Below are 22,322 nucleotides of genomic sequence, written 5' to 3'. Positions count from 1 at the left end.
TCGACGAGTTTTCTTTTATTATAGCACTTGTGTTCGAGTTGTTACAAAAAAAAAGAGCCCTGAGAAGGACACCAATTCAAAATAATTCAACTACAACGAAAGCGGTAAATAACTCCACCCTCTTTGCTCAGCGTATCGTGTGAGTAACTTTGCTTTTCTTTCAATGGCGGAATTTGAATGGACTTGAAAATCTACGAACGCATGCTCAGGGAATGGTTCTGGATCTTCAAATGTGTTTAACTCCAGTTTATTGCATTCTTCAACCGTAACCGATACAACACCACGCGATTGTAATTTTAACTGTCCCGTATAATGATCCCATGCTTTTGAAGGAGTGATCATATCACCATTATAAACAGACAATCGTCTTTGGTCTTTTGGTGTGGGCTTAAAAGTTTGTGAAGTTATTTTTCCTTGTTGTATCCAAGATGGATGGACTTGTCGATGAAGAAAGGTTTGGGGCGTCATGAGTGGGTTCCCTCTTTTGACATAGATTCAATGCGTTCAGAAATAAATTTCCAATCCTTTTCCTTGTCAAGAAAAAGTTCACGTTCTTCCACTTGATCGTTTTCGATATTTAAAACATGCCAATATCCCTCATGGGAGTTTAGATTTAGCTCTAAAGAGGCTTCATATGGACCTATTGACCACTCAAGTCGAATGTCCCCCTCGATGGTTGGGAAAACATACGGCAGAGGAAGTTCATCCGGATAAAATCTTGTGAAAAGGTCAGTAAACCACTTGATGCCGTTTTTATCTAACGCTTTTCCCTCACCGTCAAACCAGCCATCTTTCAACAAGCTAAGTTCTTCTAAGCGGGTCGGAACATCCAAAGAATCCAATAAAATGACATGTTCCACAGAATCGATACCAAGAAGTTTTCCTTGACGATTGAAACGTCCTATTCCTTGAATAAGAATTCGGTCCGGTGTCGGTTCGCGATAGGAATTAAATGCACTTTTTATAGTATCAAAGTATTGATCCTCAATCGGCGCTTTTATTTTGCTTCCGTCTAAAAGCTGAATATGGAATGTGTTGGCTTCTTGATCCACCTCTGGGACAGTTCCCCGTAATTGTATTTCATCCGTAATTTCCTTAGCCCTAGAATTCAAAATTAATTTCTTGCGGATTTCCATTGTCAGCTTAGCGACTTTATTCTGCTCCTTTTGCATTGGAAATTCGATCGCTTCATCTTCGCGTAATGTTCTACCAAAACGATCAAAGTAAATCAAAAGTTCAGGGGGAAGATAATTTGTAATTCTTTCGTCTTCATTGGCAGCATAGATGGCATCAACGATCGAATCAATCGCTTTTTTATAGTAATCCATAGCTAAGGGTGGAACAAGCAAGTTGTCTCTAGCCTCAATGGAAATGGCGGAAATTACGCTGCCTTTTTCCAGATTGCTAAGATTTACCATCACCTCATCGGTAAATCCTTTCGGAATTCGTTGGCGGTTAGGGTGATCCTTTAAAAATTCGTATTTGGCGACCTCAATAATCATTTCCCCTAAAACAGATAGATCATTAAAAAATGCAAGAGGGATGCCTTGTGTTTCAAAGCGCCCTCCTGTCAAATGAAGACGCAATTGGGTTTTGTTCCTCAAGGCAACCCCTCCTTTTCACATCACTTACTTTTTTCGGACAGCATTTATGCTAAGTAATTATATGCATACGCACTAATGTTTGTCAACATCAGATTCATCTGTCGTTATTTTCAATATCTCATTTCGTCACTGCCAAAAACGAATAGCCCTACTTTTTCTATTTCATATGTCTTTTGAAGAAAGTTGTCTACTTTCTCCCAATATTCTTTGGAGGAGTTGGTGGTGGCGATCACCTTTGGATTCTTAAGCCGGTATTCTTTTTTTGCCGGGTTTTTCGCTTCCCAGCCTTCATAAATACATCCGTTTTTGATCGATAAGGCAAAGGAGATCATCGATATAATTCCCTATATCCATCTTTACCGTGTAGCTAATCACTTCGTTTCTATGTAGAAGTGAAAGGATTTACCCATGTGCCTTTTGGGCTACTATGATTCGAAAAAGCAAAGAGATAGACCCTGGATGTATCATGAGCCCAGGGTCTATCTCTTTATTCATATAAATGACAGGCGACCCAATGTTCAGAAGCCGTTTCCTTTAATACGGGTCGATCCGATTTGCATCGATCCATTGCGAAACGGCATCGGGTATGAAAAGCACAGCCGGTAGGTGGATTGGCTGGGTTAGGAACTTCCCCCGAAAGAATGATTCGCTCCTTAATTCTCTTAGGATTGTTATTAGGGACAGCCGACATAAGGGCTTGGGTATAGGGATGAAGAGGTTGGTTATATAATTCTTTTCTCGGAGCAATTTCTACCATTCTACCTAAATACATGACGGCTACCCGCTCACTAATGTAGCGGACAACGGATAGATCATGAGAAATAAAAAGGTAGGTGAGCTTAAATTGATCTTGGAGATCTTTCATGAGGTTAAGAATTTGAGATTGTATGGATACATCCAAGGCAGAGACCGGCTCATCCGCCACAATTAATTTTGGATTTGTAATTAATGCCCTGGCAATGCCAATCCGTTGTCGCTGCCCACCTGAGAATTCATGTGGAAATCGGTTATAATGGTAGGGAGTTAATCCTACAATCTCCAATAATCCTTTCACTCTCTCCTTCCGTTCCGCTTTTGAGGCAATTCCATGAATAATTAGAGGTTCTTCCAAAATCGCTCCTACCGTCATGCGCGGGTTAAGGGAAGCATACGGATCTTGAAAGACAATTTGTAAGTTACGCCGCATTTTACGAAGGTTTTCCCCTTTTAAATCGAAAAGATTTTCTCCCTGAAAAATGACTTCCCCAGATGTAGGTTCCAATAAACGGATGATCGTTCGACCTGTTGTTGATTTCCCGCAGCCAGATTCCCCAACAATGCCAAGGGTTTCTCCTTCATTCACAGCAAATGAGACATCATCTACGGCTTTTACATAGCCTTCTTTTTTCCCAAATATTCCTGAACGGATGGGAAAATATTTCTTTAGCCCCTTAACTTCCATCAATCTCTTCATATCCCGATAGCCTCCTTAATGGCGGCACCTTCGTTGAGCCAACATCTACTTTGATGTCCTTCTCTCAATGTGAAAAGGGGCGGCTCCGCTTCTAGACATTTGGCCTTAGCATAAAGACAGCGGGAAGCAAAACGACAACCCTTTTTTATGGTTCCCGGAAGGGGAACGTTACCAGGAATGGAATCTAGTCTTTCCACATCTTGATCCATTTGAGGCATAGCTTTCATCAATCCCTTTGTATAGGGGTGAGCCGGTTGTTCAAAAAGGGTGAAAACATCGGCATGTTCCACCACCTGCCCGGCATACATCACCACAACCCGATTACACATCTCGGCTATTACGCCCAAATCATGGGTGATCAATAGGATAGAGGTCCCTAGCTTTTCCCGAAGTTCCTTCATTTGATCCAAGATTTGTGCCTGAATGGTAACATCAAGGGCAGTGGTTGGTTCATCGGCGATTAAAAGTTCCGGATCACAGGATATCGCCATGGCAATCATTACTCTTTGTCGCATTCCACCGGATAACTGATGCGGATATTCATCGACGATTTTCTCTGCTCGGGGAATATTCACCTTTTTTAACATTTCTATGGCATGTGCTCTAGCTTCCTTTTTGGAATAACCACGATGAAGGATTACCGTTTCGGCTATTTGTTGTCCGATTGTATAAACAGGATTTAGAGAGGTCATCGGCTCTTGAAAGATCATGGCGATTTCATTGCCACGTATTTGTCGCATTTTTTCCTCGGGTAATTCGAGCAGATTATTCCCCTTAAAGAAAATATGACCTGCTGTAATTTGCGCTCCCTTCTTCGGAAGTAATCGCATGATTGACAGGGAGGTTACGCTTTTCCCAGAACCTGATTCTCCTACCAATCCTACGGTTTCTCCTTTTTGAACGGTGAGATCCACCCCGTCTACTGCGGGAATGACACGCCCGTCACTGATAAACTGGGTCTTCAATCCATCCACCTGAAGAAGTATATTTTCCATTATATTCCTCCTGTTGGATCATTTGCGTTCAACATGATTGATTGCCTCCCATGAATCACCAGGTCGCCACATACCCATCAGCCCGTGGTTCGCTGCCTCCCACCAACACACCATTCTCCTGCCGCCATATAATTTGCCCCCGGCCAAACCCCCCTGATCCGACGGCGTATCGAATGTCGTGTCCCTTTCGGATGAGAAGTTCCACGATATGAGCCGGAATCCCTTGTTCCAATTCCACCGTTTTCCCTTGGATCCATTGCCACCGAGGCGCATCGAGAGCAGCCTGGGGATTAAGATGAAAATCAATGGTGTTCATAATAACTTGCACATGACCCTGCGGCTGCATAAAACCTCCCATCACCCCAAAAGGTCCTACCGCTTTTCCTCCCTTGGTGAGAAAGCCGGGGATGATGGTATGATAAGGTTTTTTCCCTGGTTCCAATCGGTTATCATGGTTTGGATCAAGGGAAAAATTATGACCCCGATTATGAAGGGCAATCCCGGTTCCTGGAACGACTAATCCTGATCCGAAGCCCATGTAATTGCTTTGAATATACGATACCATGTTTCCTTCCTGATCTGCCGTTGCCAGATAGACGGTACCTCCTTGAGGAGGAGTTCCCGCCTCTGGTTGAAGGGCAGATGAACCGATTTGTCTTCTCCTTTCCGCAGCATAGTCCTCGGAAAGAAGATCCTCCACCCGTACGCTCATTTTAGAAGGATCAGTGATGTATTTTTTTCCGTCGGCAAATGCCAGTTTTATCGCTTCAATCTGTTTATGGTAAGTCTCCACTGTGCTGCGATCGGTAAACTCAAATCCTTTTAAAATCTGTAAAGCAATCAAAGCGATGATTCCATGGCCATTGGGAGGAATCTCCCAAACCTCATATCCCCGATATTGGACATGTATCGGTTCTACCCAGACCGGTTGATACTCAGCCAGATCTTCCTTTCGTAAATAGCCTCCATATTCTTTGGAGAATCGATCGATGGCTTCAGCCAAATGACCGCGATAAAAGGATTCGGCCTTCGTTTCAGCAATAGAACGAAGGGTTTCAGCATGGTCAGCGGAACGCCACATCTCCCCAATTTTCGGGGCTCTTCCCTCTGGAGCAAAAGTTTGGAACCAACCTTGAAACTCTTTTCCCTTCAACTGAGTTGTATAAATTTCATAGGCGCGATTCCAATACTTCCCTACAATAGGTGAAATGGGAAATCCTTCCTCGGCATACGTAATGGCAGGCCGTAAGACCTCCGTCAACGGAAGTCTGCCGAAGCGTTCTGACAATGCAGCCCAAGCAGAAGGGGTTCCCGGCACGGTTACCGGTATCCATCCATATTTCGGAATTTCCTCTATTCCTGCTTCCTTCAGTTTTTCCAAAGAAATGCTTCTCGGTGCAGGACCACTGGCATTTAACCCATATAATTTGCCTTTCATCCATACTAAAGCGAAGGCATCTCCTCCAATTCCGTTGGAGGTCGGTTCTACAACCGTTAGACAGGCCGCTGTGGCAATGGCCGCATCGATGGCATTTCCGCCTTTTTTTAAAATCTCAATCCCTGCTTCAGCCGCCAACGGTTGGGAGGTAGCCACCATCCCCTTTTTGGCGTAGAGGCACATGCGCCGGGACGGTTCCGGGTAGTATAAGGGATCAAAGTTCATCCTCCGTTCTCCTTTCCATCACATCGTTATATAAGGCAAAACGAGTCCACCATAAAGAAAGGCAAAGACTATGACTAAGGCTGGATGCATTCTCCATTTTGTTAACGCCAAGTAAGAAAGAATCGCAATCCCCAGTGATTGCCAGATTCCAATGGTATCCACCGACACCTTTCCCATTTCCCACGTTAAAAGCAGCATCATAATAGCGATTACAGGTTGTACTAAAAGAGTCATCCCTCGTACAACATTCGATTGACGATAATGGTTAATTAGCCCTAATAAAACAATTAGGGCAACGGCAGAAGGCACAACGGTGGCGACCAAGGTCACCAACAACCCTGGCCATCCCCCTACCTGGTAACCGACGAAAGCGGCGATCTTTGTTGCAATAGGCCCCGGTAATGCATTTGCAACGGCAAGCATATCAGTAAACTGTTCATTGGTCATCCACTTATAATGATTTACAATCTCTTCTTGCATAAGAGGAATGGAGGCAGGTCCCCCACCATATCCTAAAACATTTGCCACAAAAAAACCCCAAAACAAATTCCATAATGTCATCGGGTCGTTCCTTTCCTGCTTTCCTTAGCCTCTTTGATCTTTGATAAAATCATGAGATGGAAAGAGCCGTAGATGAGGAAAAGGGCGACAACAAGAGCGGGATGGATGTTCCAAACTGAAAGCATCAAAAAGGCAACGAATCCAAAACCTACAGCCACCCATTTTCCCAACCCTTTCCATGATTTTTCAGCAAATTCATACGTCATCTGGCCAAGCATGACTGCGATCACAGGCCGAACCGCTGCTATCATACCGGAAACAATGGGGGAGTGGCGAAGGGCATAAAGAGCTCCCAAAAGGGCAACCATGGCGATGGAGGTGGGCAAAATATGTGCCAAAACGGCTACGATAGCCCCCATGATCCTTTTTTGTCGATATCCGATATAAGCGGCCATTTTCGTGGCGATTGGTCCGGGAAGGGCATTTCCAAGAGCTAGAACCTCTCCAAATTCTTCTTCCTCCATCCAATGATATCGAATAACCGCTTCATATCGAATAAGGGGGATCACGGAGGGTCCCCCCCCATACCCGAATATTCCGGTTCGAACCATTGCCAAAATAATCTCTCTATACGTTTTTAGCCCCCCCAACAAATGGATCACCTTCTTTACAATTTTAATCCCATCCGACTCTTATACCGTTTTAACAGCATTTGCGTCTCCACACGGATGATTCCAGGCATGGTATATAGCCGCTCTAAAAGGAATTTTTCCATATCTTGGTTGTTTAAGAAGATGCCATGCATATGGAGCGTGCTGGGTCCCGTCATGTGATATAAACTGGTAACCGCAGGTTCTTTGGCTAGTTTCTCCGCCACTTCATGTAAATGAGACGGTTCAATGTCTACACTAAAAAAGGCTGATACTTGCATGCCGATCTTCGCCGGGTTAATGACCACCGTAAACCGTTCGATCACTCCCGCTTCAATCATTGCACTAATTCGGGCTTGAACCGCCACTCGGGAAAGCCCGATTTTCTTTCCTAGTTCCGTATACGATATACGACTATTTTCATGCAATGCTTCCAGTATTTGATGATCGATTTCATCCAATTCTAATGGAGGAATTTCATTTGCCTCAGAATAGTTATAAACCAAACAATATCCCCCTTTCGATTACCGTTTTAATTTCGGATCAAGCATTTCACGAATTCCATCCCCGAGCAGATTAAAACCTAGAACGACTAAAAAGATCGCTATTCCAGGCCAGAATGCAAGCATGGGATCAATATTTAAATATCCTTGTGCAATGTTTAACATTGAACCCCAACTCGGTTCTTCCGGACGGGCACCCAGTCCCAGATAAGAAAGACCGGCTTCCGCGATGATGGCAGAAGCCATAGCCAACGTCATTTGAACCAAGATAGGTGACATGGAATTAGGAAGCACATGCAGGAACATGATCCGCCAATCACTTGCTCCAATGGCCTTCGCCGCTTGTATATATTCAAGATTTCGGACGGTCAGAACCTGTGCCCTGGTGATTCGAATAAAGGAAGGGAGAAATCCGATTCCAATGGCAATCATGGCATTCATAAAACCACCTCCCAGAGCAGCCGCCATCGCCAAGGCCAAGATTAAGGAAGGAAAAGCTTGCATTGCATCAACGATTCTCATCACAACCCATTCATCCCAAAATCCACGAAAGTACCCGGTGAATAAGCCAATGGGGACACCCACGATAATGGCAATCCCCACAGGGATTACGGCTGCTTGGAGCGAAATCCTGGCTCCATAAACCAGGCGGGAAAAAGTATCTCTTCCAAGATCATCGGTTCCTAGAAGATGCCCATTTCCAGGGGGTTGCAAAACGGAATTATAATCTTGATCATAGATGGGATCATGGGTGGCAATCATCGGAGCAAATAAAGCGGTTAGGACAAAAACCCCGATGATGACCGCTCCAATAACAGCCAGCTTGTTTCGGCCAAAGCGACGCAGGAAGGTAATTCCCTTCCTCATCCGCGCCATTGGTTGTGGAAATGAATGGAAATCAGGCTCTTGGACCCTATTCATCGGTTGATTCATACATCTGCCCCCTTACCCACTTTGATACGGGGATCGATGACGGCATATAACAAGTCAACCACCAAATTAACGACAACGACCAATAAAGCAGATACCAGAATCGCCCCTTGCACCGTTACAAAATCCCGATTATAGATGGATTCTACGATCAGTCTTCCAAATCCCGGGATCGAGAAAATCGATTCAGTGATTACTAATCCTCCTAAAAGCCCAGCGACAATTAAACCACTTGTGGTAACCACAGGAACCAAGGCATTTTTAAAAGCATGGTGAAGGATCACCGCTCGATCTTTTAAACCTTTCGAATAAGCTGTACGAATATAATCTGCTTGCATCACTTCTAATAAGCTACTTCGGATCATTCGCATCAAGATCGCCGATTCTCTTAATCCAGTGGCCACCATGGGCATGATCATCGCCGCCAGATTGGCAACAGGATTCTCGAAAAAAGGAACATATCCTGAGGCCGGTAACCATCCTAGCCGAACAGCGAACAGAACAATAAACATCATTCCTAACCAAAAATGGGGAATGGACATACCACCCAGGGCAAATGTGGTGCTTAAATAATCGGCCCAACTCCCCGGCCGAGTGGCAGAAAGAATGCCTGTCGGTACCGCGATCAGGATGGCTACGATGAAAGTCCCAATGGTTAATTCTAGTGTAGCCGGAAGTCGTTGAAGAATAAGGTCGGACACAGGGGTATGATCCACAAGTGAACGGCCTAGATTCCCTTGTAATACTCCACCCAACCAATATAAATACTGCAGGATGATCGGTTTGTTTAGACCCAACTCCTCACGTAAAGCTTCTACCGCTTCTGGCGTGGCTTCCTGCCCGAGAATTACAGTTGCCGGATCTCCTGGGAGCATATGGAGTAATGAAAAGACCATCACGGTAACCAAGAGAACAACTGGAATTGCCAGTAATAACCGTCTGAATAAGAATACTAACATATCTCTTTCTCTCCACTCCCTTTCCTTCGGTTCAACCAAAACCCACAAGAATTATCTCTTACTTATTCCCACAGTTCGTATCAAACCATCCGGAACATATTGAAAACCATCCACTGATTTTGAAATTCCGAAAACGTTATGATCATGGTAAAGATAAATATACGGGACCTCTTCATTGATTATCTTCATCGCCTGGTCATAAATCGTTTTCCGTTTCGCTTCATCTAATTCCGCCCGGGCTTCATCAAGTAAACGATCCACTTCCGCGTTACTGTAAAAGGAATAATTTTGCGGACCACCCGTTACATAGAAGTCATAAATATTTTGGTCCGGGTCAGGGCGCCCGCTCCAACCTATGGCAGCCGCTTCATAATTTCCTTTTTGGGTCTGGTCAAGAAGAGTCCCAAACTCTACTTTTTCAAGATTGACTTGAATTCCAGCAGGTTTAAGCATCGTCTGGATCATTTGTCCTACCTGTTGATTTAATGGTGATGTTCCGATTTTTAAAGTAAAACTGAAACCATTCGGCTTGCCGGCTTTCTTTAACAAATCCCTTGCTTTCTGCAAATCCGGTTTTTCATACCGATCGCTCTCACCATAGGCAAAGCTGGTGGGTGAAAAGGGGGAATGCGCCGGGGTACCGGCTCCGCTCAAAAGTACGTTTACAATCGCATCTCGATCAATCAATAAGTCCACGGCTTGCCGAAGTTCTTTTCGATCAAAGGGAGGTTTCGATACATTTAAATGTATCCCCTGGTATCCTTGCCCAGGTTCACTTATAACTGTAAAATTCGGATCGTTCTTTGATTTTTCAATTTCTTTAAACGGAAAACGGTTCGTCATGTCGACCTGTCCACTCTTAAGGTTCATCAATGCTACATTTGCATCTGTAATAATCTTATAAACGATTTGATTTAGTTTTGGCATCCCCTTCTTCCAATAATTTGTATTTTTTTCCAAAGTTATAAACGATCCCTTCACCCTTTCTTTAAAGACAAAGGGGCCGGTTCCCACCGGATGATTTGAGAAATCATCCCCATATTTTTTCACAGCCGCAGGGGAAACCATCATCCCAGCACGATCAGCAAGAATGGAAAGAAAAGGAGCAAAGGGCCGCTTAAGTTCCACTTGAACGGTATATGGATCTACAACCGATACCTTGCTTACTTCCTTAAGTTCATTCTTTCTCGGTGAACCTTGATCCATGTTCCGCTCAAAATTAAATTTTACCGCTTCGGCGTTAAAATCCGTTCCGTCATGAAATTTAACACCTTGCTGTAAGACAAAAGTATAAGTCCTTAGATCCTCTGAAATTTTCCACTCCTTTGCAAGCATAGGTATAATCTCCCCATTTTCATCAATATCCACCATCTTGTCAAAGATACTTTGAAATACCATCCGATCTACTAAGGCGGTAGACAAACTGGGATCAAGCTTTGGTGGATCTGAATCGAGGGAGATGTTTAAGGTTCCTCCCGTTTTTTCTTGAGACACTCCTTCATTCGTTGCAGTCTTCTCTCCGCTGCTACAACCCGTCAATAACAACAAAAATGACAATACGACGGTAAAAATACTTTTTGTCATATTTTTCATCAACAAATATCCCCCTTTTCATTTCATTTAGAAAGCGAATTCTTCAATTCTCTTTCGTTTAGTATTACTATATGTCAATGATTTCTTCACGTCAAGAAAAAAAAAGATATTTTCAAAGATTATTTTTGTAGGATTATTCATCTTTCTCAAATTCTGCTTATTTTCTATAAAAAGAAAACCCCTCTCAGGGGGGTATTAATTGAGAACATACAAAATGGTTACCTAAAGCTTATTTGATTTATATTCTATCATTTTTTAAGTTATTATATATTTATGTTTCCGTATTTTCCACGATCATCGCCACACCCTGTCCTCCGCCGATGCAGAGGGTAGCAAGGCCATAACGAGATTTTCTCCTCTTCATCTCGTAGAGAAGGGTTACAAGGATACGGGCTCCGCTCGCTCCGATGGGGTGTCCCAGGGAGAGGGCACCACCATTTACATTGACCTTCTCGGGATCCAGAGAGAGCTCCTTCATCACAGCTATGGATTGGGCGGCAAACGCTTCATTCGCCTCTATCAGATCGATTTGATCCAGGGTAAGCCCCGCCTTCTTTAACGCAAGATGAGTGGCCGGAATCGGTCCGAGGCCCATATAAGCCGGATCCACCCCCGCTGAGGCATAGGACAGGATGCGGGCCATCGGTTTCAATCCGTATTTTTCCACCGTGTCCTCGGAAGCTACCGCCACGGCTGCCGCCCCGTCATTGATTCCGGAGGAATTCCCGGCCGTAACGCTCCCTCCTTCCTTAAATGCAGGTTTCAGTCTGCTTAAGCTCTCCAGGGTAACGCCATTGCGGGGAAATTCATCTTCCTGAAAAAGGAAGAATCCCCCTTTTTTCTGGGGCACCTCGATCCCAATCATCTCATCGTCAAAGCGTCCTTCCTGTTTCGCCCTTTCCACCCGCTTTTGACTCGTAACCGCAAATTGATCCTGTTCCTCCCGGGTGATTCCATATTTCTCCGCAATGTTCTCCGCCGTGATCCCCATGTGAACCCCGTGAATGGCACAAGTTAAGCCTTCATGGAGCATTGAGTCCAGAAGTTCCGCATTTCCCATACGCATCCCTTTTCGTGCCGAAGAAAACAAATAGGGAGTTTGACTCATGTTCTCCATTCCCCCTGCGATGATGAGGTCCTGATCCCCTGCCCGTATGGCCTGCGCAGCCATCATGACCGTCTTAAGGCCAGATCCGCACACCTTGTTCACCGTTGTCGCCGGCACTTCCACGGAAAGCCCAGCCCGTAGAGCCGCTTGCCGTGCAGGTCCTTGACCCACCCCTGCCTGTAAGACATTTCCCATCAGGACCTCTTCCACGCGATCCGCATCTATCCCCGCCCGCTCGATCGCTCCACGAATCACCCTGGCTCCCAGTTCCACCACCGGAATGTCGGAGAGACTCCCTTGAAAAGAACCGATCGGCGTACGGACAGCGCTTACAATATATGCTTCCTTCATCCTCTCTCCCCCTTGGATATACACTTTAAACCCCAAATGATGTTGAAAGCCCCGAAAACCAATGATTCCGATTTCGCATGTTGGCTTCCCCGAGGTTCCCCCGATTTCAAATCCATGCCGGAAACCGGAGAATTTCACCCTCGGTTACATAGGAAAACGAATCCCCCCGGTGAGTCCCAACGAATGATACGGATTATAAAGAAAGCCCTCCATCCACCGAAAGAACAATGCCGTTCACATAGGATGCCTCGTCGGAAGCGAGAAAGAGATAGGCATAGGCCACATCCTCCGGCTCTCCGAGACGCCCTACATTTACCTTCTCCGCCATCATGCTGAGGATCTTCTCCGGCATCTTCGCCGTCATGGGCGTCCGAATGAAGCCGGGGGCTACGGCATTTACCGTAATTCCTGTCCTCCCCAATTCCTTCGCCCACGTCTGGGTCATGCCGATGACCCCGGCTTTGGTGGCTGCGTAATTGGTCTGCCCCACATTGCCAAATTTCCCCACGACGGAAGAGGTATTGATGATCCGTCCATACCCCCGCTCCCGCATATGCCGAACGACCGCCTGGGTACAATGGAAGACGCCGGACAGGTTAATCGCCAGCACCCGCTCCCATTGCTCCGTCGTCATCTTGTGGAGCATGGCATCTTGGGTAATGCCCGCATTATTAATAAGAATATCGATCTGTCCATACTTCTCCAGAACTGAACCAACCATGCGGTCTACGCTTTCCCGGTTAGAGACATCGACAGGAAAGAAAACAGCCTCCCCTCCTGTTTCCCGGACGGTTTTCTCCGCCTCCCGCCCTGCCTCTTCGTTATAATCTGCGATGACAACCTTCGCCCCTTCATGGGCAAATCGCTTCACCGCCGCAAGTCCAATCCCGCTCGCTCCCCCTGTAATGACGGCAACCCTTCCTCGTACTCCCATTCCTTTCCCCTCCTCAAAACGATGTACCGTCGTATGGATTTAGTGATTTGCCCATTCCCTGTTTTTTCTTCACGACAGACCAACCACTGCCCAAAGATAAGAGCCGATGCTCCACTCCCTTTCCAACCCATGGCCGCGATCGGTTCAATCGCTTAGACGGCGGCAATAGGAGAGGATCCCTCCGGGCTTCCCCAACGAATGGCGATGGCATCCCAGGCATAACCGATGCCTGCACTGACAAAGACGACGAGATCCCCTTCTTTCACCCTTCCTTCCTGGAGCGCCAGTTCCAACGAAAGGATCTGGTCGATCTGGCCGATATGCCCGTAACGCTCCAGATAAATCGATTGTTCCGTGCTGAGGCCCAATTCTTTCAGAACATACTGATGGGCGGAGCGTTTCATGTGAAGAATCGCCAGATAATCGATCTCTTCGGTCCGATAGCCGCTTCTCTCCACCGCCTCCCGTATCACCCGGAGGAAGTTTCGCATCGATTTCTCTTCCAGGCGCGCCTTCATTCCATCCGGATCCATCACGTCGAGGGTGTACTTCCCTTGCTGCAACAGTTCCGGGGTGAGGGGCACCTTCGTCCCGCCAACGGGGACGGCCACATCTTCGGAGAAGGAGCCGTCCGTGATGATCCTCCCTGCCAACACCTGATTCGCCTCGCACCCCTTCTTCAGGAGGATCGCCCCCCCTCCGGCTCCCAGGTTATACATGAAGCGGGTGCGTGGATTGGCATAATCGATAAAATCCACATTCCGGTAGCCTCCGGCGAGGAGGACCGTATGGAGGGCATCATCGGCAAGCATCATCTCTTTCGCCATTTTCAGGGCCAATACCCCGGTCCCGCAGCGCTGCTGGATGTCAAAGGCATAGGCGTTGACGGCACCGATCTTATGCTGTACCCAAATCCCGGCGGTCCAGAGGGGGTATTCCTTATGCTCCTCCCCAAAATAAATGATCAGATCAATATCCCGCGCATCAACACCGGCCCTCTCTATCGCCGTCCGGGCCGCCCAAACGGCCATCTGGGCGGTATGGTCAGAAGGTCCTGGGATGCGCTTTTCCACGATCCCCATCTTCTCTTCCAAGATCTCCCGGGGAATTCCGCTCTTCTCCGACAGCTCCTTGCTCGTCATTCTTCTTTCCGGCAAATAGAGGCCGATACTCACAATCCCTATGGGGGGGTGGGGCATGTCACCTACCTCCTTCATCTTCTCCACCATCATACGATAAAGGAGTTACAAAGGAGTTTCATTTTACCGCATCCGGGGATCGAGGAGATCCCGGAGCCCATCTCCCAAGAGATTAAAGCTTAAAACCGTCACCATGACGGCAAGCCCGGGAAAGATGGAAAGCCAAGGGGCCTGTGTGATGTAGTTTCGGGCATCGGCCAGCATCTTGCCCCACTCCGGCTCCGGAGGTTGGGCGCCCAGTCCGAGGAAACCTAAGGCTGCCGCCTCCAGCACGGCGGAACCGATGCCCATCGTCCCTTGTACCAGAATGGGCGTAAGACTGTTGGGCAGGATATGGCGAAAGAGAATACGCCTTTCCTTCAAACCGACCGCCTTTGCCGCTTGAACATACTCCTCCTCCCGCAAAGAGAGAACCCTCGCCCGCATCAATCTTCCATAGGTGGGAATGTTGACGATGGAGATGGCTAATAGCGCATTAAAAAGGCTTGGCCCGAGGATGGCGACGATGGCGATGGCGAGGAGAATGGCAGGAAAGGCTAAGAGCATATCAAACATACGGCTGATGAGGGTATCCACCCATCTCCCGTAATATCCGGCGAGGAGTCCGAGAAAAGCGCCGACGAGAATCGAGCCGGTTACGGAGGAGATGCCGATCAGAAGGGAGATGCGGGCTCCATAGATGACCCGGGAGAGGATGTCCCTCCCGAAATCATCGGTGCCAAACCAATGCTCCCCATTGGGTGGCAAAAGGCGGAGGGAGAGCTTCTGCTCGTTATACCCTTCCGGCGCGATCACCGGCGCCAACAGGGCAAGGAGGAAAAGAAACAGGAGAATCCCTCCCCCGGATAAGATAAAGGGATGGCGGAGAAACCTGGAAAAAGATTTAAGGAAGGGGCTCCGCTTTCGTTCCGGTTTCTCCGGAAGGCTTCCCCCAATCTCACTCGTAGACTGTATCTCCATCCCTCTCCCCCCTAACTGTACCGAATTCGAGGATCATAGAATGCGTAAAGCAGGTCCACCAAAAGATTGATCAGGACGAAGAAGGCGGCGATCACCAGGATACCCGACTGAATCACCGTGTAGTCCCGGTTGTTAATCGCATCAAATAAATAACGACCCACTCCCGGCCAGCCGAAAATCGTCTCCGTCAAGACCGCTCCGCCTAAAAGGCTCCCGGTTTGCAGTCCGATCACCGTAAGGATCGGAATGAACGCATTTTTCAAAGCGTGGCGATAGAGGATCACAAAATCGTTAAGCCCCTTCGCTCGGGCTGTGCGAATGTAATCGGACTTCAGCGCCTCCAAAACGGTGGAGCGGGTCATGCGGGCGATGATGGATAAGGGAATCGTTCCGAGGGCGAAAGCGGGAAGAACCAGGTGGCGAAGAACGTCTCCCAGCCCTCTCCAATTCCCTGCCAAGATGGTATCCAGGATATAAAAGTTTGTAATGGCGGTAATGGGTTCCCGGTGGTTAAACCTCGCTCCGGAAGGAAACCATCCCAGTTTCTCCGCAAAAAGATATTGCTCCATGATCCCCAGCCAGAAGATGGGAATGGATACGCCGATCAAAGCCGCCATCATCAAAGCCAAATCAAACCAGGAATTCTGTTTCCAGGCCGCCCAAATTCCCAGATGTATGCCGAAAAAAACGGCAAACGCCATGGCGGCCAGGGTTAGTTCGAAAGTCGCCGCCAAATAGGGGAGGATCTCCTGGGCGATTGGCGCTTTCGTGCGCATGCTCTCTCCCAGATTCCCCTGCAAGATATTGCCCATAAAATGAACATATTGGAGAAAAAGAGGCTCATTCAGTCCCAAATCCTCCCGTAATTTCTCCAAAGCCGTCTCGCTCGCCCTCTCCCCCAAGATGGCCCTGGCAGGGTCCCCCGGGATGAAGTGAATAATGCCGAAGACGATGATCGACATGCCGATGAGAACGGGAACGAGGAGAACGAGCCTCCGCAAGATATACCGAAACAAAAGCATCATCTCCGAATCAACGAACTGGCTGTTTTCCCTATTTTTCGATGCTTACATTCTCAAAGCTTTCCGTGCCGGTCGGATGGGGAATATATCCTTTTATTTCTTTGATCCCCGCGATGGGAGGGGTCGTATGAACGAGGGGAATCCAAGGTGCATCCTCATGGATGATCTTTTGCGCCTCCATGTACAGCTGGATTCTCTCCTCTTGGTTTGTGGAGCGTTGTGCCCGGATCAGGAGATCGTGAAGGGCATCGTTGACGTAGAATGCGATATTCCCGGCATCGGGGGTCCGGGTATTATCTTTGTCCAACAGGACATAGAGGAAGTTGTCGGGATCTCCGTTATCCCCGGTCCACCCCATGAGAGCCATCGGATGTTCCCCATTTCCCGTCTTATCCAGATAGGTGGACCAATCATACGTAACCAGATTTACCTTTACTCCAATCTTTGCGAAGTCAGCCTGCAGTACCTCCGCCACCTTCTGCCCATTGGGCATATAGGGGCGGGGTTCGGTCATGTACCAGAGGTCGGTCTCAAAGCCGTTCGGGTAACCTGCTTCGGCTAACAGGGATTTAGCCTTCTCCAGATCAACAGGATAATCTTCCACTTGGTCATTATACCCCCATAGCGATGGCGGCATGGGATTCTTGGCCGGCTCCGCCAGCCCGGCGAAAAACGAGTCGATGATCTCCTTCTTGTTTACCGTCATGTTTAAGGCTTGCCGTACCCGTTTATCATCCAGAGGTTTCACCTTCGTATTAAAAGCAAGATACGCCACATTCATACTGGGACGCAAGAAAAGCTGAAGCTTATCGTTCGACTTCACCGAGGGCACATCTTCCGGGTTTAAACCATCCATCAAATCGATTTCTCCATTTTTCAAGGCGGTGAAGCGATTGCTGTTGTCGGGAATGGAGCGGAAGACCACCTTATCCAGCTTGGGAAGTCCTTTTTTCCAATAATCGGGGTTTTTCTCCAGGGTGATGCTATCTCCTTTTTTCCACTCCACGAATTTAAACGGCCCGGTTCCTACAGGATGATCCCCAAATTTCTCCCCATACTTTTCGATCGCCGCCGGTGACGCAATCCCGAACGGGGACATGGCCAGATTGTTCAGGAAAGGAGCTTGCGGGAAATTGAGATGGAACTCAACCGTGTATTTATCCTTGGCCACCACCTCTTTGATCACATGCCCTGGATCCCCTTTAAATCCGCCGAACATATAGGCATAATAACCAAAGTCTCCTTTATGCTGAGGATGATTAGGGTCCATCCAACGGTTGAAGTTGTAAACCACCGCTTCCGCATCAAAGTCGGTCCCATCATGAAACTTTACTCCTTCCTGGAGGCTAAAGGTCCAGGTGAGGCCATCCTCGGAAGACTTCCATTCCTTCGCCAAGGAAGGAACCACCTCGGTGCTATCCGGCTTATAATCGACCAGCGTATTAAAAATATTGTCCGTAACGATGAGGGATTCTCCGTCGGTCACATTGATGGGATCCAGGGCGGTAGAGTCGGCGCCCCTGCCAAAAATGAGCGTTCCTCCCGTCGGAGCAGCCGTTCCTCCTTGACCCGGCTCCCCTTTCGATCCAGTCTGTTGCCCGCAAGCCGCTAAAACCCATAGGAGCACGAGTGCGAAAAAGAGCAGCATTCCTTTCCTTCTCATCTTGCATCCCCCTTTGAAGATTTAGTGAATATGTAAATCTTAGTAAATTCGATTATGACATATTAGATCGACTTTTGCAATTATTGTTTTTAAGATGCTGTAATCATACAATGCCAATCCTTCGAACACCGATTCAAGCACGACTGCAGAAGTTTCAATATTTTCTTCACATCGTGGAAGAATTTCCGAAGGGCGATGTTGAACTTCTTAGACAAATAATTCGCCCCTCGGGATTGTTATCTGCTCAATCACAATTTCCACATGAAGGCTGCGAATTCCTTTTTTTGTTCAATTTCTTCAATTTTTTCAGCGGAAACTAATTAAAGCATCAAAGTGTAAAGTGAAGTAGTGCTTCGATTTTTCCAATGCCCACGGAACATTCACCCGCATTAATTTTTTGCAATTTCCGCAGTTTGTTCTTGGTAATTCACAATGGATGTAACTAGGATACTCAAAAAAAATTTAAATGACGCCAAAGGCGGTCCTTATCTGCAATCTCTTTGACAGGTTGATCTGTAGCACCGCAATTCGAACATGGGAAAAGTTCTCCTTTTAGAACCTTAACATATACGTTCAGTTGCTTTTTCTCTGGGTCAAATTCAACCCGATCAATGTACCAAGGCTCCGCAATATGCAGAAGTTCTTCGACAGTTCCTTGTTTCATACTGATTGAAAACAAATAAGAGCACCTCTCGTCTACTGGTTTTTTATTCCTAATATTGACAGGTGCTCTCATTAATAACAGCGAGGAAGCATTTTTTCCGTGCCCAAAATCGAGAATATCTCTACGCTAAAGCATTGCGAGCTCTTGCTGATGTGCAGTTAAAAACCGGAAAACGAACAGAAGGAATCCGTACCGTACGTTACAGAAGGTGGAAATAGAAGCAAGCAAATTAATAGAGGGAAATGATCTAATCGAAAAGATTCAAGAGACGAAGAGAAAATATCTGCTCTAAAGGGACGGGGCCTTATCCTATAAACTCAACGCCTACGTTAGCCTTTATTCTCCAATGCCTCGAGCAATATCCGTTTGATCTCTATCAAATCCTCTTCCGTCTTCATCCTCTCCGTGCGCGGACGAGGTAAAGGAACAATTACTTCCTTGAGCACCCGCCCTGGCCGGGGTGAGAGAAGATAGATCCGGTCCGAGAGGAAGATCGCCTCCTCCACATCATGGGTGACGAGGAGGATCGTCCGCCTCATCTTCTCCCAGATGGTAAGGAGCCACTTCTGCATCTCCGCACGCGTCAAGGCATCCAATCTCCCAAAAGGTTCGTCGAGGAGGATGGGATCCTTTTGGATCAAATAGGTACGCAGGAGCGCCGCCCTTTGCCTCATTCCTCCCGACAGCATGGAAGGGTAACTTTCCGCAAACCCTTCCAGGCCAAAAAGAGGGAGGAGTCTCCTCCCCTCCTCCCTTGCCTTATTCGTCGAGAGGCCCGCCAATTGAAGTGGAAGGATCACATTGTCCAGGATGGTGCGCCAGGGAAAGAGGAGATCATTTTGCGGCATATAGCTTACCTTTCCCTTTTTCCCCGTCACCTCTTCCTCTCCGATCCACACCTTTCCCCGATCGGGGATGGTAAGCCCGGCGATGATATCTAGTAGCGTGCTCTTCCCGCATCCGGAGGGGCCCACCAAGGAGACGATCTCTCCTTCCTTCACCTCCATGGTGATCCCCTCTAAGACGGGAAGGCGGCTTTCATCCCTTTGCAGATACTCTTTGTTAATCCCTTCTATTTTCAACATATCCATCGGCCTTACTTCTTGGGAAGAAAATCATTGGTAAAGAGTTGATCCACGTCGATCCGCTTGGGAAGGAGATTCTTATCCATCAGCCAGTTGGCGTACCTTTCCCAAACCTCTTTCTTTTGTATCCCCCATTGGGGCGCATCGCTTTGATATTCCTTCGCCAGATACGCTTGGGATCTCTTCACCAGATCCTGATTTAATTCCGGTGCATTCTTGAGGAGAGACTGGGCCGCTTCATCAGGATTGGAGATTGCGAACTCATACCCCTTGGCGGTTGCCGCCAAGAAACGCTTCACCAGATCAGGCTTATTTTTGATATGGTCTTCATTGGTGACGAGGATTGGCGTGTAATTATCCAGATCCGGGTCTAGATCCCTTAAAAAGATCGTATTGATCTTGATCCCCCTTCGCTCCGCTTCTACGCCATCCCAACCATAATAGATCCATTCAAAATCAGCCTGCTTGCCGATGGAGGAGAAGAAGTCGGTCTGTCCCAAGGTAATATTGGTCCATTTCGTGCTGTCGGCGCCATACTTTTCCATTAACGCTTTAATCGTCGCCTCTTCGGTGGGGCTTCCCCAACCGCCATACCGCTTTCCCTCAAAATCTTTCGGGCTCTTAATGCCCGCTTCAGGAAGGGAGGCGAAGGCGGAGGTGTTATGCTGAATGACGGCGGCGATGGAGACGAGGGGAAGGTCGGTAGCTCTCGCCTGGGTGATCCCTTCCGCCGAACTGACACCAAAATCGGCCTTACCGGAAGCGACCAGTTGGTCGGCACTGTTTTCCCCCGGCTGGATAATCTCCACATCAAGTCCCTCCTCTTTATAATATCCCTTCTCCTTCGCCACATAGAGACCCGTATGATTCGTATTGGGATACCAGTCTAATGTAACCACCACTTTTTCCGGAGGTTGATTCGCATCTACCCCTTGGGTCGCTCCGCCTTGAGAAGCGTTGGGTTGAACTGCATTTCCGCTCCCGCAGGCTGTGAGCAAGCTTCCCAAGAGAAAAAGACTTAGGATCAAAAGAATGAGAGAACGACCGGCACGTGATGTGATCTGATTACTCTCCACAGCAAAAACCCTCCTTATATTGATCGCAGATTTAATGACGTTCTTCCGAGAAGCGCCGCCAAGGCATGATAAGGGCGGCGAGCCATTCAATGATCCAATAGAGAAATAGGCTTAGCAGGATAATGACCAGAATGGTGGCAAAGAGTTGGTCCGTTAAGAATGACTTGGAGGAACGGATCAGAAGAATCCCCAAGCCGCGATTGGCGCCTAACCACTCTCCGACGACGGCGGCCATCACCCCATAGGTCCCCGCGATCCGAAGTCCTGCGAAAAAAGAGGGGAGAGAGGCGGGAATCTTCAGGTAGCGAAAGATTTGGCCCCGGTTAGCTCCCATAGAAGCGAGGAGACGAACCTTTTCTTCATCTACTTGCCGGTACCCTTCGAAAAGGCTGACCACAATGGGAAAAAAGGTGGCGATCACCACCACCAAGATTTTTGGCAGCATCCCAAATCCAAACCATACCATGAATAAGGGGGCCAAAGCTACGGTGGGAATCGTTTGGGTGATCACCAACAGGGGATAGACGGCATCCCGCAGGAGGAGAAAGCGATCCATCAAAGTGGCCAGACCGATCCCCAAAAGAGTGGCGACGGAAAGACCGATCAGGGTCTCGATCACCGTTTGCCCGCTGTGCATCATGATGAGGGGAAAGTACTGAATAAGGGCTGCCAGCACATCGGAAGGAGCGGGCAAGATCCATTTTTCAATGCGAAACATCTGCACACTCCCCTCCCAGAGGAGGAGAAAGAGGAGGAGACTTCCCCCTGCCTTAGCGATACTTGGCCACTTTTTCATCAATCGTAACCCCTTCAGGCCGGTAATGCACCTTGATAAACGTCATTGTCTCTTGCGCTCCGGCTGCGATGACCGCCTCCTGGGCTTCCTTCACAATCTCCATCAGTTTATCGTATTCTCCCTCCATCACAGTCTCCATGGGATCTACCTCATACTTCACCCCCGATTTGGAGACCACCTCAATGGCCTTGTCCACCAACTCATAGGAGTTTCCCTCTTTTGTCTTTGGGATCACTTGAAACCCCACATTGACGATCGGCACCCCGATACCTCCTTTCTTCTCATCATAGTCTTTCCATGAAAACCTGATCACACCAAAAAAGGCTATCCTGCTGGATAGCCTTCGTAAGTACATGGCACACATATTCTCTCCTGTTCCCCGTCATGCGCATCCCCGAAAAGAGTCGTTACGGCCTTTCCCGAACTCGCCGAATCTGTGCGAGTCGGAGACCCGAAATAGGGATAGACTGCTCAATTGTAGAACACTAAGAGAATGAAGAGCGGCGTCGATGTTCCCTACGCTGGCATTACCCAGATCAGGTTGAAGGGTCGGCACCCCATTTGGTGCCCTCTCAGCCGAGCGGACTCAGCTCCCCTGCTGTGATGGAACGTT

At 47.8% G+C, this 22,322-nt stretch carries 22 protein-coding genes and 1 riboswitch; all 22 genes read right to left on the bottom strand.

The annotated features are described in order from the left end of the window. Positions 1-90: 90 nt before the first annotated feature. Positions 91-468, bottom strand: a complete 378-nt coding sequence (locus tag THEAE_RS0102920) for a hypothetical protein (RefSeq protein ID WP_028986469.1) — start codon at positions 466-468, stop codon at positions 91-93. Next, entirely contained in the window at positions 465-1,604 is a 1,140-nt protein-coding gene (locus THEAE_RS0102915) for a hypothetical protein (protein WP_028986468.1), read from the bottom strand. The genes THEAE_RS0102920 and THEAE_RS0102915 overlap by 4 nt, the downstream gene beginning before the upstream one ends. Before the next feature lie 110 nt (positions 1,605-1,714). Beyond that, positions 1,715-1,936 (bottom strand): hypothetical protein, encoded by a 222-nt coding sequence (locus tag THEAE_RS0102910; RefSeq protein WP_028986467.1) that lies wholly within the window; start codon positions 1,934-1,936, stop codon positions 1,715-1,717. A 155-nt stretch (positions 1,937-2,091) separates the two neighbouring features. Further along, positions 2,092-3,057 (bottom strand): ABC transporter ATP-binding protein, encoded by a 966-nt coding sequence (locus THEAE_RS0102905; protein WP_005586892.1) that lies wholly within the window; start codon positions 3,055-3,057, stop codon positions 2,092-2,094. Then, complete coding sequence (locus THEAE_RS0102900) at positions 3,054-4,052, bottom strand: ABC transporter ATP-binding protein (protein ID WP_028986466.1); 999 nt, start codon at positions 4,050-4,052, stop codon at positions 3,054-3,056. The genes THEAE_RS0102905 and THEAE_RS0102900 overlap by 4 nt, the downstream gene beginning before the upstream one ends. Positions 4,053-4,107: 55 nt before the next feature. Next, positions 4,108-5,715, bottom strand: coding sequence for a gamma-glutamyltransferase family protein (locus tag THEAE_RS0102895; protein ID WP_028986465.1), 1,608 nt, complete (start codon positions 5,713-5,715; stop codon positions 4,108-4,110). Between the two features lie 18 nt (positions 5,716-5,733). Continuing rightward, positions 5,734-6,276 (bottom strand): chromate efflux transporter ChrA, encoded by a 543-nt coding sequence (gene chrA, locus THEAE_RS0102890; protein WP_028986464.1) that lies wholly within the window; start codon positions 6,274-6,276, stop codon positions 5,734-5,736. Continuing rightward, the gene (gene chrB, locus THEAE_RS0102885; RefSeq protein ID WP_342665767.1) at positions 6,273-6,866 is read right to left on the bottom strand and encodes a chromate efflux transporter ChrB; all 594 of its coding nucleotides are present in this window, start codon (positions 6,864-6,866) and stop codon (positions 6,273-6,275) included. Before chrB ends, chrA begins: the two co-directional genes overlap by 4 nt. Positions 6,867-6,883: 17 nt before the next feature. Then, complete coding sequence (gene chrS, locus THEAE_RS0102880) at positions 6,884-7,372, bottom strand: chromate efflux transcriptional regulator ChrS (RefSeq protein WP_028986462.1); 489 nt, start codon at positions 7,370-7,372, stop codon at positions 6,884-6,886. An 18-nt stretch (positions 7,373-7,390) separates the two neighbouring features. Beyond that, on the bottom strand, positions 7,391-8,236 hold the full coding sequence (locus tag THEAE_RS0102875; protein ID WP_039944710.1) for an ABC transporter permease: 846 nt from the start codon (positions 8,234-8,236) through the stop codon (positions 7,391-7,393). 62 nt (positions 8,237-8,298) lie between these two features. Beyond that, positions 8,299-9,258 carry an ABC transporter permease gene (locus tag THEAE_RS0102870; RefSeq protein WP_028986460.1) on the bottom strand — a complete coding sequence of 320 codons (960 nt, stop codon included), beginning with the start codon at positions 9,256-9,258 and terminating at the stop codon, positions 8,299-8,301. A 51-nt stretch (positions 9,259-9,309) separates the two neighbouring features. Continuing rightward, positions 9,310-10,851 (bottom strand): ABC transporter substrate-binding protein, encoded by a 1,542-nt coding sequence (locus tag THEAE_RS0102865; protein ID WP_039944227.1) that lies wholly within the window; start codon positions 10,849-10,851, stop codon positions 9,310-9,312. A gap of 271 nt (positions 10,852-11,122) precedes the next feature. Further along, the gene (locus tag THEAE_RS0102860) at positions 11,123-12,310 is read right to left on the bottom strand and encodes an acetyl-CoA C-acetyltransferase (protein WP_028986458.1); all 1,188 of its coding nucleotides are present in this window, start codon (positions 12,308-12,310) and stop codon (positions 11,123-11,125) included. Positions 12,311-12,503: 193 nt separating this feature from the next. Beyond that, on the bottom strand, positions 12,504-13,244 hold the full coding sequence (fabG, locus tag THEAE_RS0102855; protein WP_028986457.1) for a 3-oxoacyl-ACP reductase FabG: 741 nt from the start codon (positions 13,242-13,244) through the stop codon (positions 12,504-12,506). A gap of 152 nt (positions 13,245-13,396) precedes the next feature. Beyond that, a complete protein-coding gene (locus THEAE_RS19795) occupies positions 13,397-14,443 on the bottom strand; it encodes a 3-oxoacyl-ACP synthase (RefSeq protein ID WP_039944224.1) in 1,047 nt (348 codons plus the stop codon). Between the two features lie 63 nt (positions 14,444-14,506). Then, the gene (gene nikC / locus THEAE_RS0102845) at positions 14,507-15,403 is read right to left on the bottom strand and encodes a nickel transporter permease (RefSeq protein WP_039944221.1); all 897 of its coding nucleotides are present in this window, start codon (positions 15,401-15,403) and stop codon (positions 14,507-14,509) included. Between the two features lie 11 nt (positions 15,404-15,414). After that, complete coding sequence (locus tag THEAE_RS0102840; RefSeq protein WP_028986455.1) at positions 15,415-16,425, bottom strand: ABC transporter permease; 1,011 nt, start codon at positions 16,423-16,425, stop codon at positions 15,415-15,417. 31 nt (positions 16,426-16,456) lie between these two features. Continuing rightward, positions 16,457-18,088 carry an ABC transporter substrate-binding protein gene (locus THEAE_RS0102835; protein WP_028986454.1) on the bottom strand — a complete coding sequence of 544 codons (1,632 nt, stop codon included), beginning with the start codon at positions 18,086-18,088 and terminating at the stop codon, positions 16,457-16,459. A 993-nt stretch (positions 18,089-19,081) separates the two neighbouring features. Then, positions 19,082-19,843: an ABC transporter ATP-binding protein gene (locus THEAE_RS0102825; RefSeq protein ID WP_028986453.1), complete on the bottom strand. Its 762-nt coding sequence runs from the start codon at positions 19,841-19,843 to the stop codon at positions 19,082-19,084. A 5-nt stretch (positions 19,844-19,848) separates the two neighbouring features. Further along, entirely contained in the window at positions 19,849-20,835 is a 987-nt protein-coding gene (locus THEAE_RS0102820; RefSeq protein ID WP_052330185.1) for an ABC transporter substrate-binding protein, read from the bottom strand. A 109-nt stretch (positions 20,836-20,944) separates the two neighbouring features. After that, positions 20,945-21,709, bottom strand: a complete 765-nt coding sequence (locus tag THEAE_RS0102815) for an ABC transporter permease (RefSeq protein WP_052329715.1) — start codon at positions 21,707-21,709, stop codon at positions 20,945-20,947. Next, positions 21,684-21,971 carry an MTH1187 family thiamine-binding protein gene (locus tag THEAE_RS0102810; protein WP_028986450.1) on the bottom strand — a complete coding sequence of 96 codons (288 nt, stop codon included), beginning with the start codon at positions 21,969-21,971 and terminating at the stop codon, positions 21,684-21,686. Before THEAE_RS0102810 ends, THEAE_RS0102815 begins: the two co-directional genes overlap by 26 nt. A 234-nt stretch (positions 21,972-22,205) precedes the next feature. After that, positions 22,206-22,316, bottom strand: a riboswitch (TPP riboswitch). Positions 22,317-22,322: the final 6 nt, after the last annotated feature.

The organism is Thermicanus aegyptius DSM 12793 (genome assembly GCF_000510645.1).
Classification (GTDB): Bacteria; Bacillota; Bacilli; order Thermicanales; family Thermicanaceae; genus Thermicanus; species Thermicanus aegyptius.
Note: the sequence above shows the minus strand (reverse complement) of the source record. Positions and strands in the feature narration are given on the sequence as shown.

Coding starts and splice junctions, on each gene's coding strand:
- THEAE_RS0102920 (WP_028986469.1), bottom strand. CDS start 468: ATGACGCCCCAAACCTTTCTTCATCGACAAGTCCATCCATCTTGGATA.
- THEAE_RS0102910 (WP_028986467.1), bottom strand. CDS start 1,936: ATGATCTCCTTTGCCTTATCGATCAAAAACGGATGTATTTATGAAGGC.
- THEAE_RS0102905 (WP_005586892.1), bottom strand. CDS start 3,057: ATGAAGAGATTGATGGAAGTTAAGGGGCTAAAGAAATATTTTCCCATC.
- THEAE_RS0102900 (WP_028986466.1), bottom strand. CDS start 4,052: ATGGAAAATATACTTCTTCAGGTGGATGGATTGAAGACCCAGTTTATC.
- THEAE_RS0102895 (WP_028986465.1), bottom strand. CDS start 5,715: ATGAACTTTGATCCCTTATACTACCCGGAACCGTCCCGGCGCATGTGC.
- chrA (WP_028986464.1), bottom strand. CDS start 6,276: ATGACATTATGGAATTTGTTTTGGGGTTTTTTTGTGGCAAATGTTTTA.
- THEAE_RS0102875 (WP_039944710.1), bottom strand. CDS start 8,236: ATGAGGAAGGGAATTACCTTCCTGCGTCGCTTTGGCCGAAACAAGCTG.
- THEAE_RS0102870 (WP_028986460.1), bottom strand. CDS start 9,258: ATGTTAGTATTCTTATTCAGACGGTTATTACTGGCAATTCCAGTTGTT.
- THEAE_RS0102865 (WP_039944227.1), bottom strand. CDS start 10,851: ATGAAAAATATGACAAAAAGTATTTTTACCGTCGTATTGTCATTTTTG.
- THEAE_RS0102860 (WP_028986458.1), bottom strand. CDS start 12,310: ATGAAGGAAGCATATATTGTAAGCGCTGTCCGTACGCCGATCGGTTCT.
- fabG (WP_028986457.1), bottom strand. CDS start 13,244: ATGGGAGTACGAGGAAGGGTTGCCGTCATTACAGGGGGAGCGAGCGGG.
- THEAE_RS19795 (WP_039944224.1), bottom strand. CDS start 14,443: ATGCCCCACCCCCCCATAGGGATTGTGAGTATCGGCCTCTATTTGCCG.
- nikC (WP_039944221.1), bottom strand. CDS start 15,403: ATGGAGATACAGTCTACGAGTGAGATTGGGGGAAGCCTTCCGGAGAAA.
- THEAE_RS0102840 (WP_028986455.1), bottom strand. CDS start 16,425: ATGCTTTTGTTTCGGTATATCTTGCGGAGGCTCGTTCTCCTCGTTCCC.
- THEAE_RS0102835 (WP_028986454.1), bottom strand. CDS start 18,088: ATGAGAAGGAAAGGAATGCTGCTCTTTTTCGCACTCGTGCTCCTATGG.
- THEAE_RS0102825 (WP_028986453.1), bottom strand. CDS start 19,843: ATGGATATGTTGAAAATAGAAGGGATTAACAAAGAGTATCTGCAAAGG.
- THEAE_RS0102815 (WP_052329715.1), bottom strand. CDS start 21,709: ATGAAAAAGTGGCCAAGTATCGCTAAGGCAGGGGGAAGTCTCCTCCTC.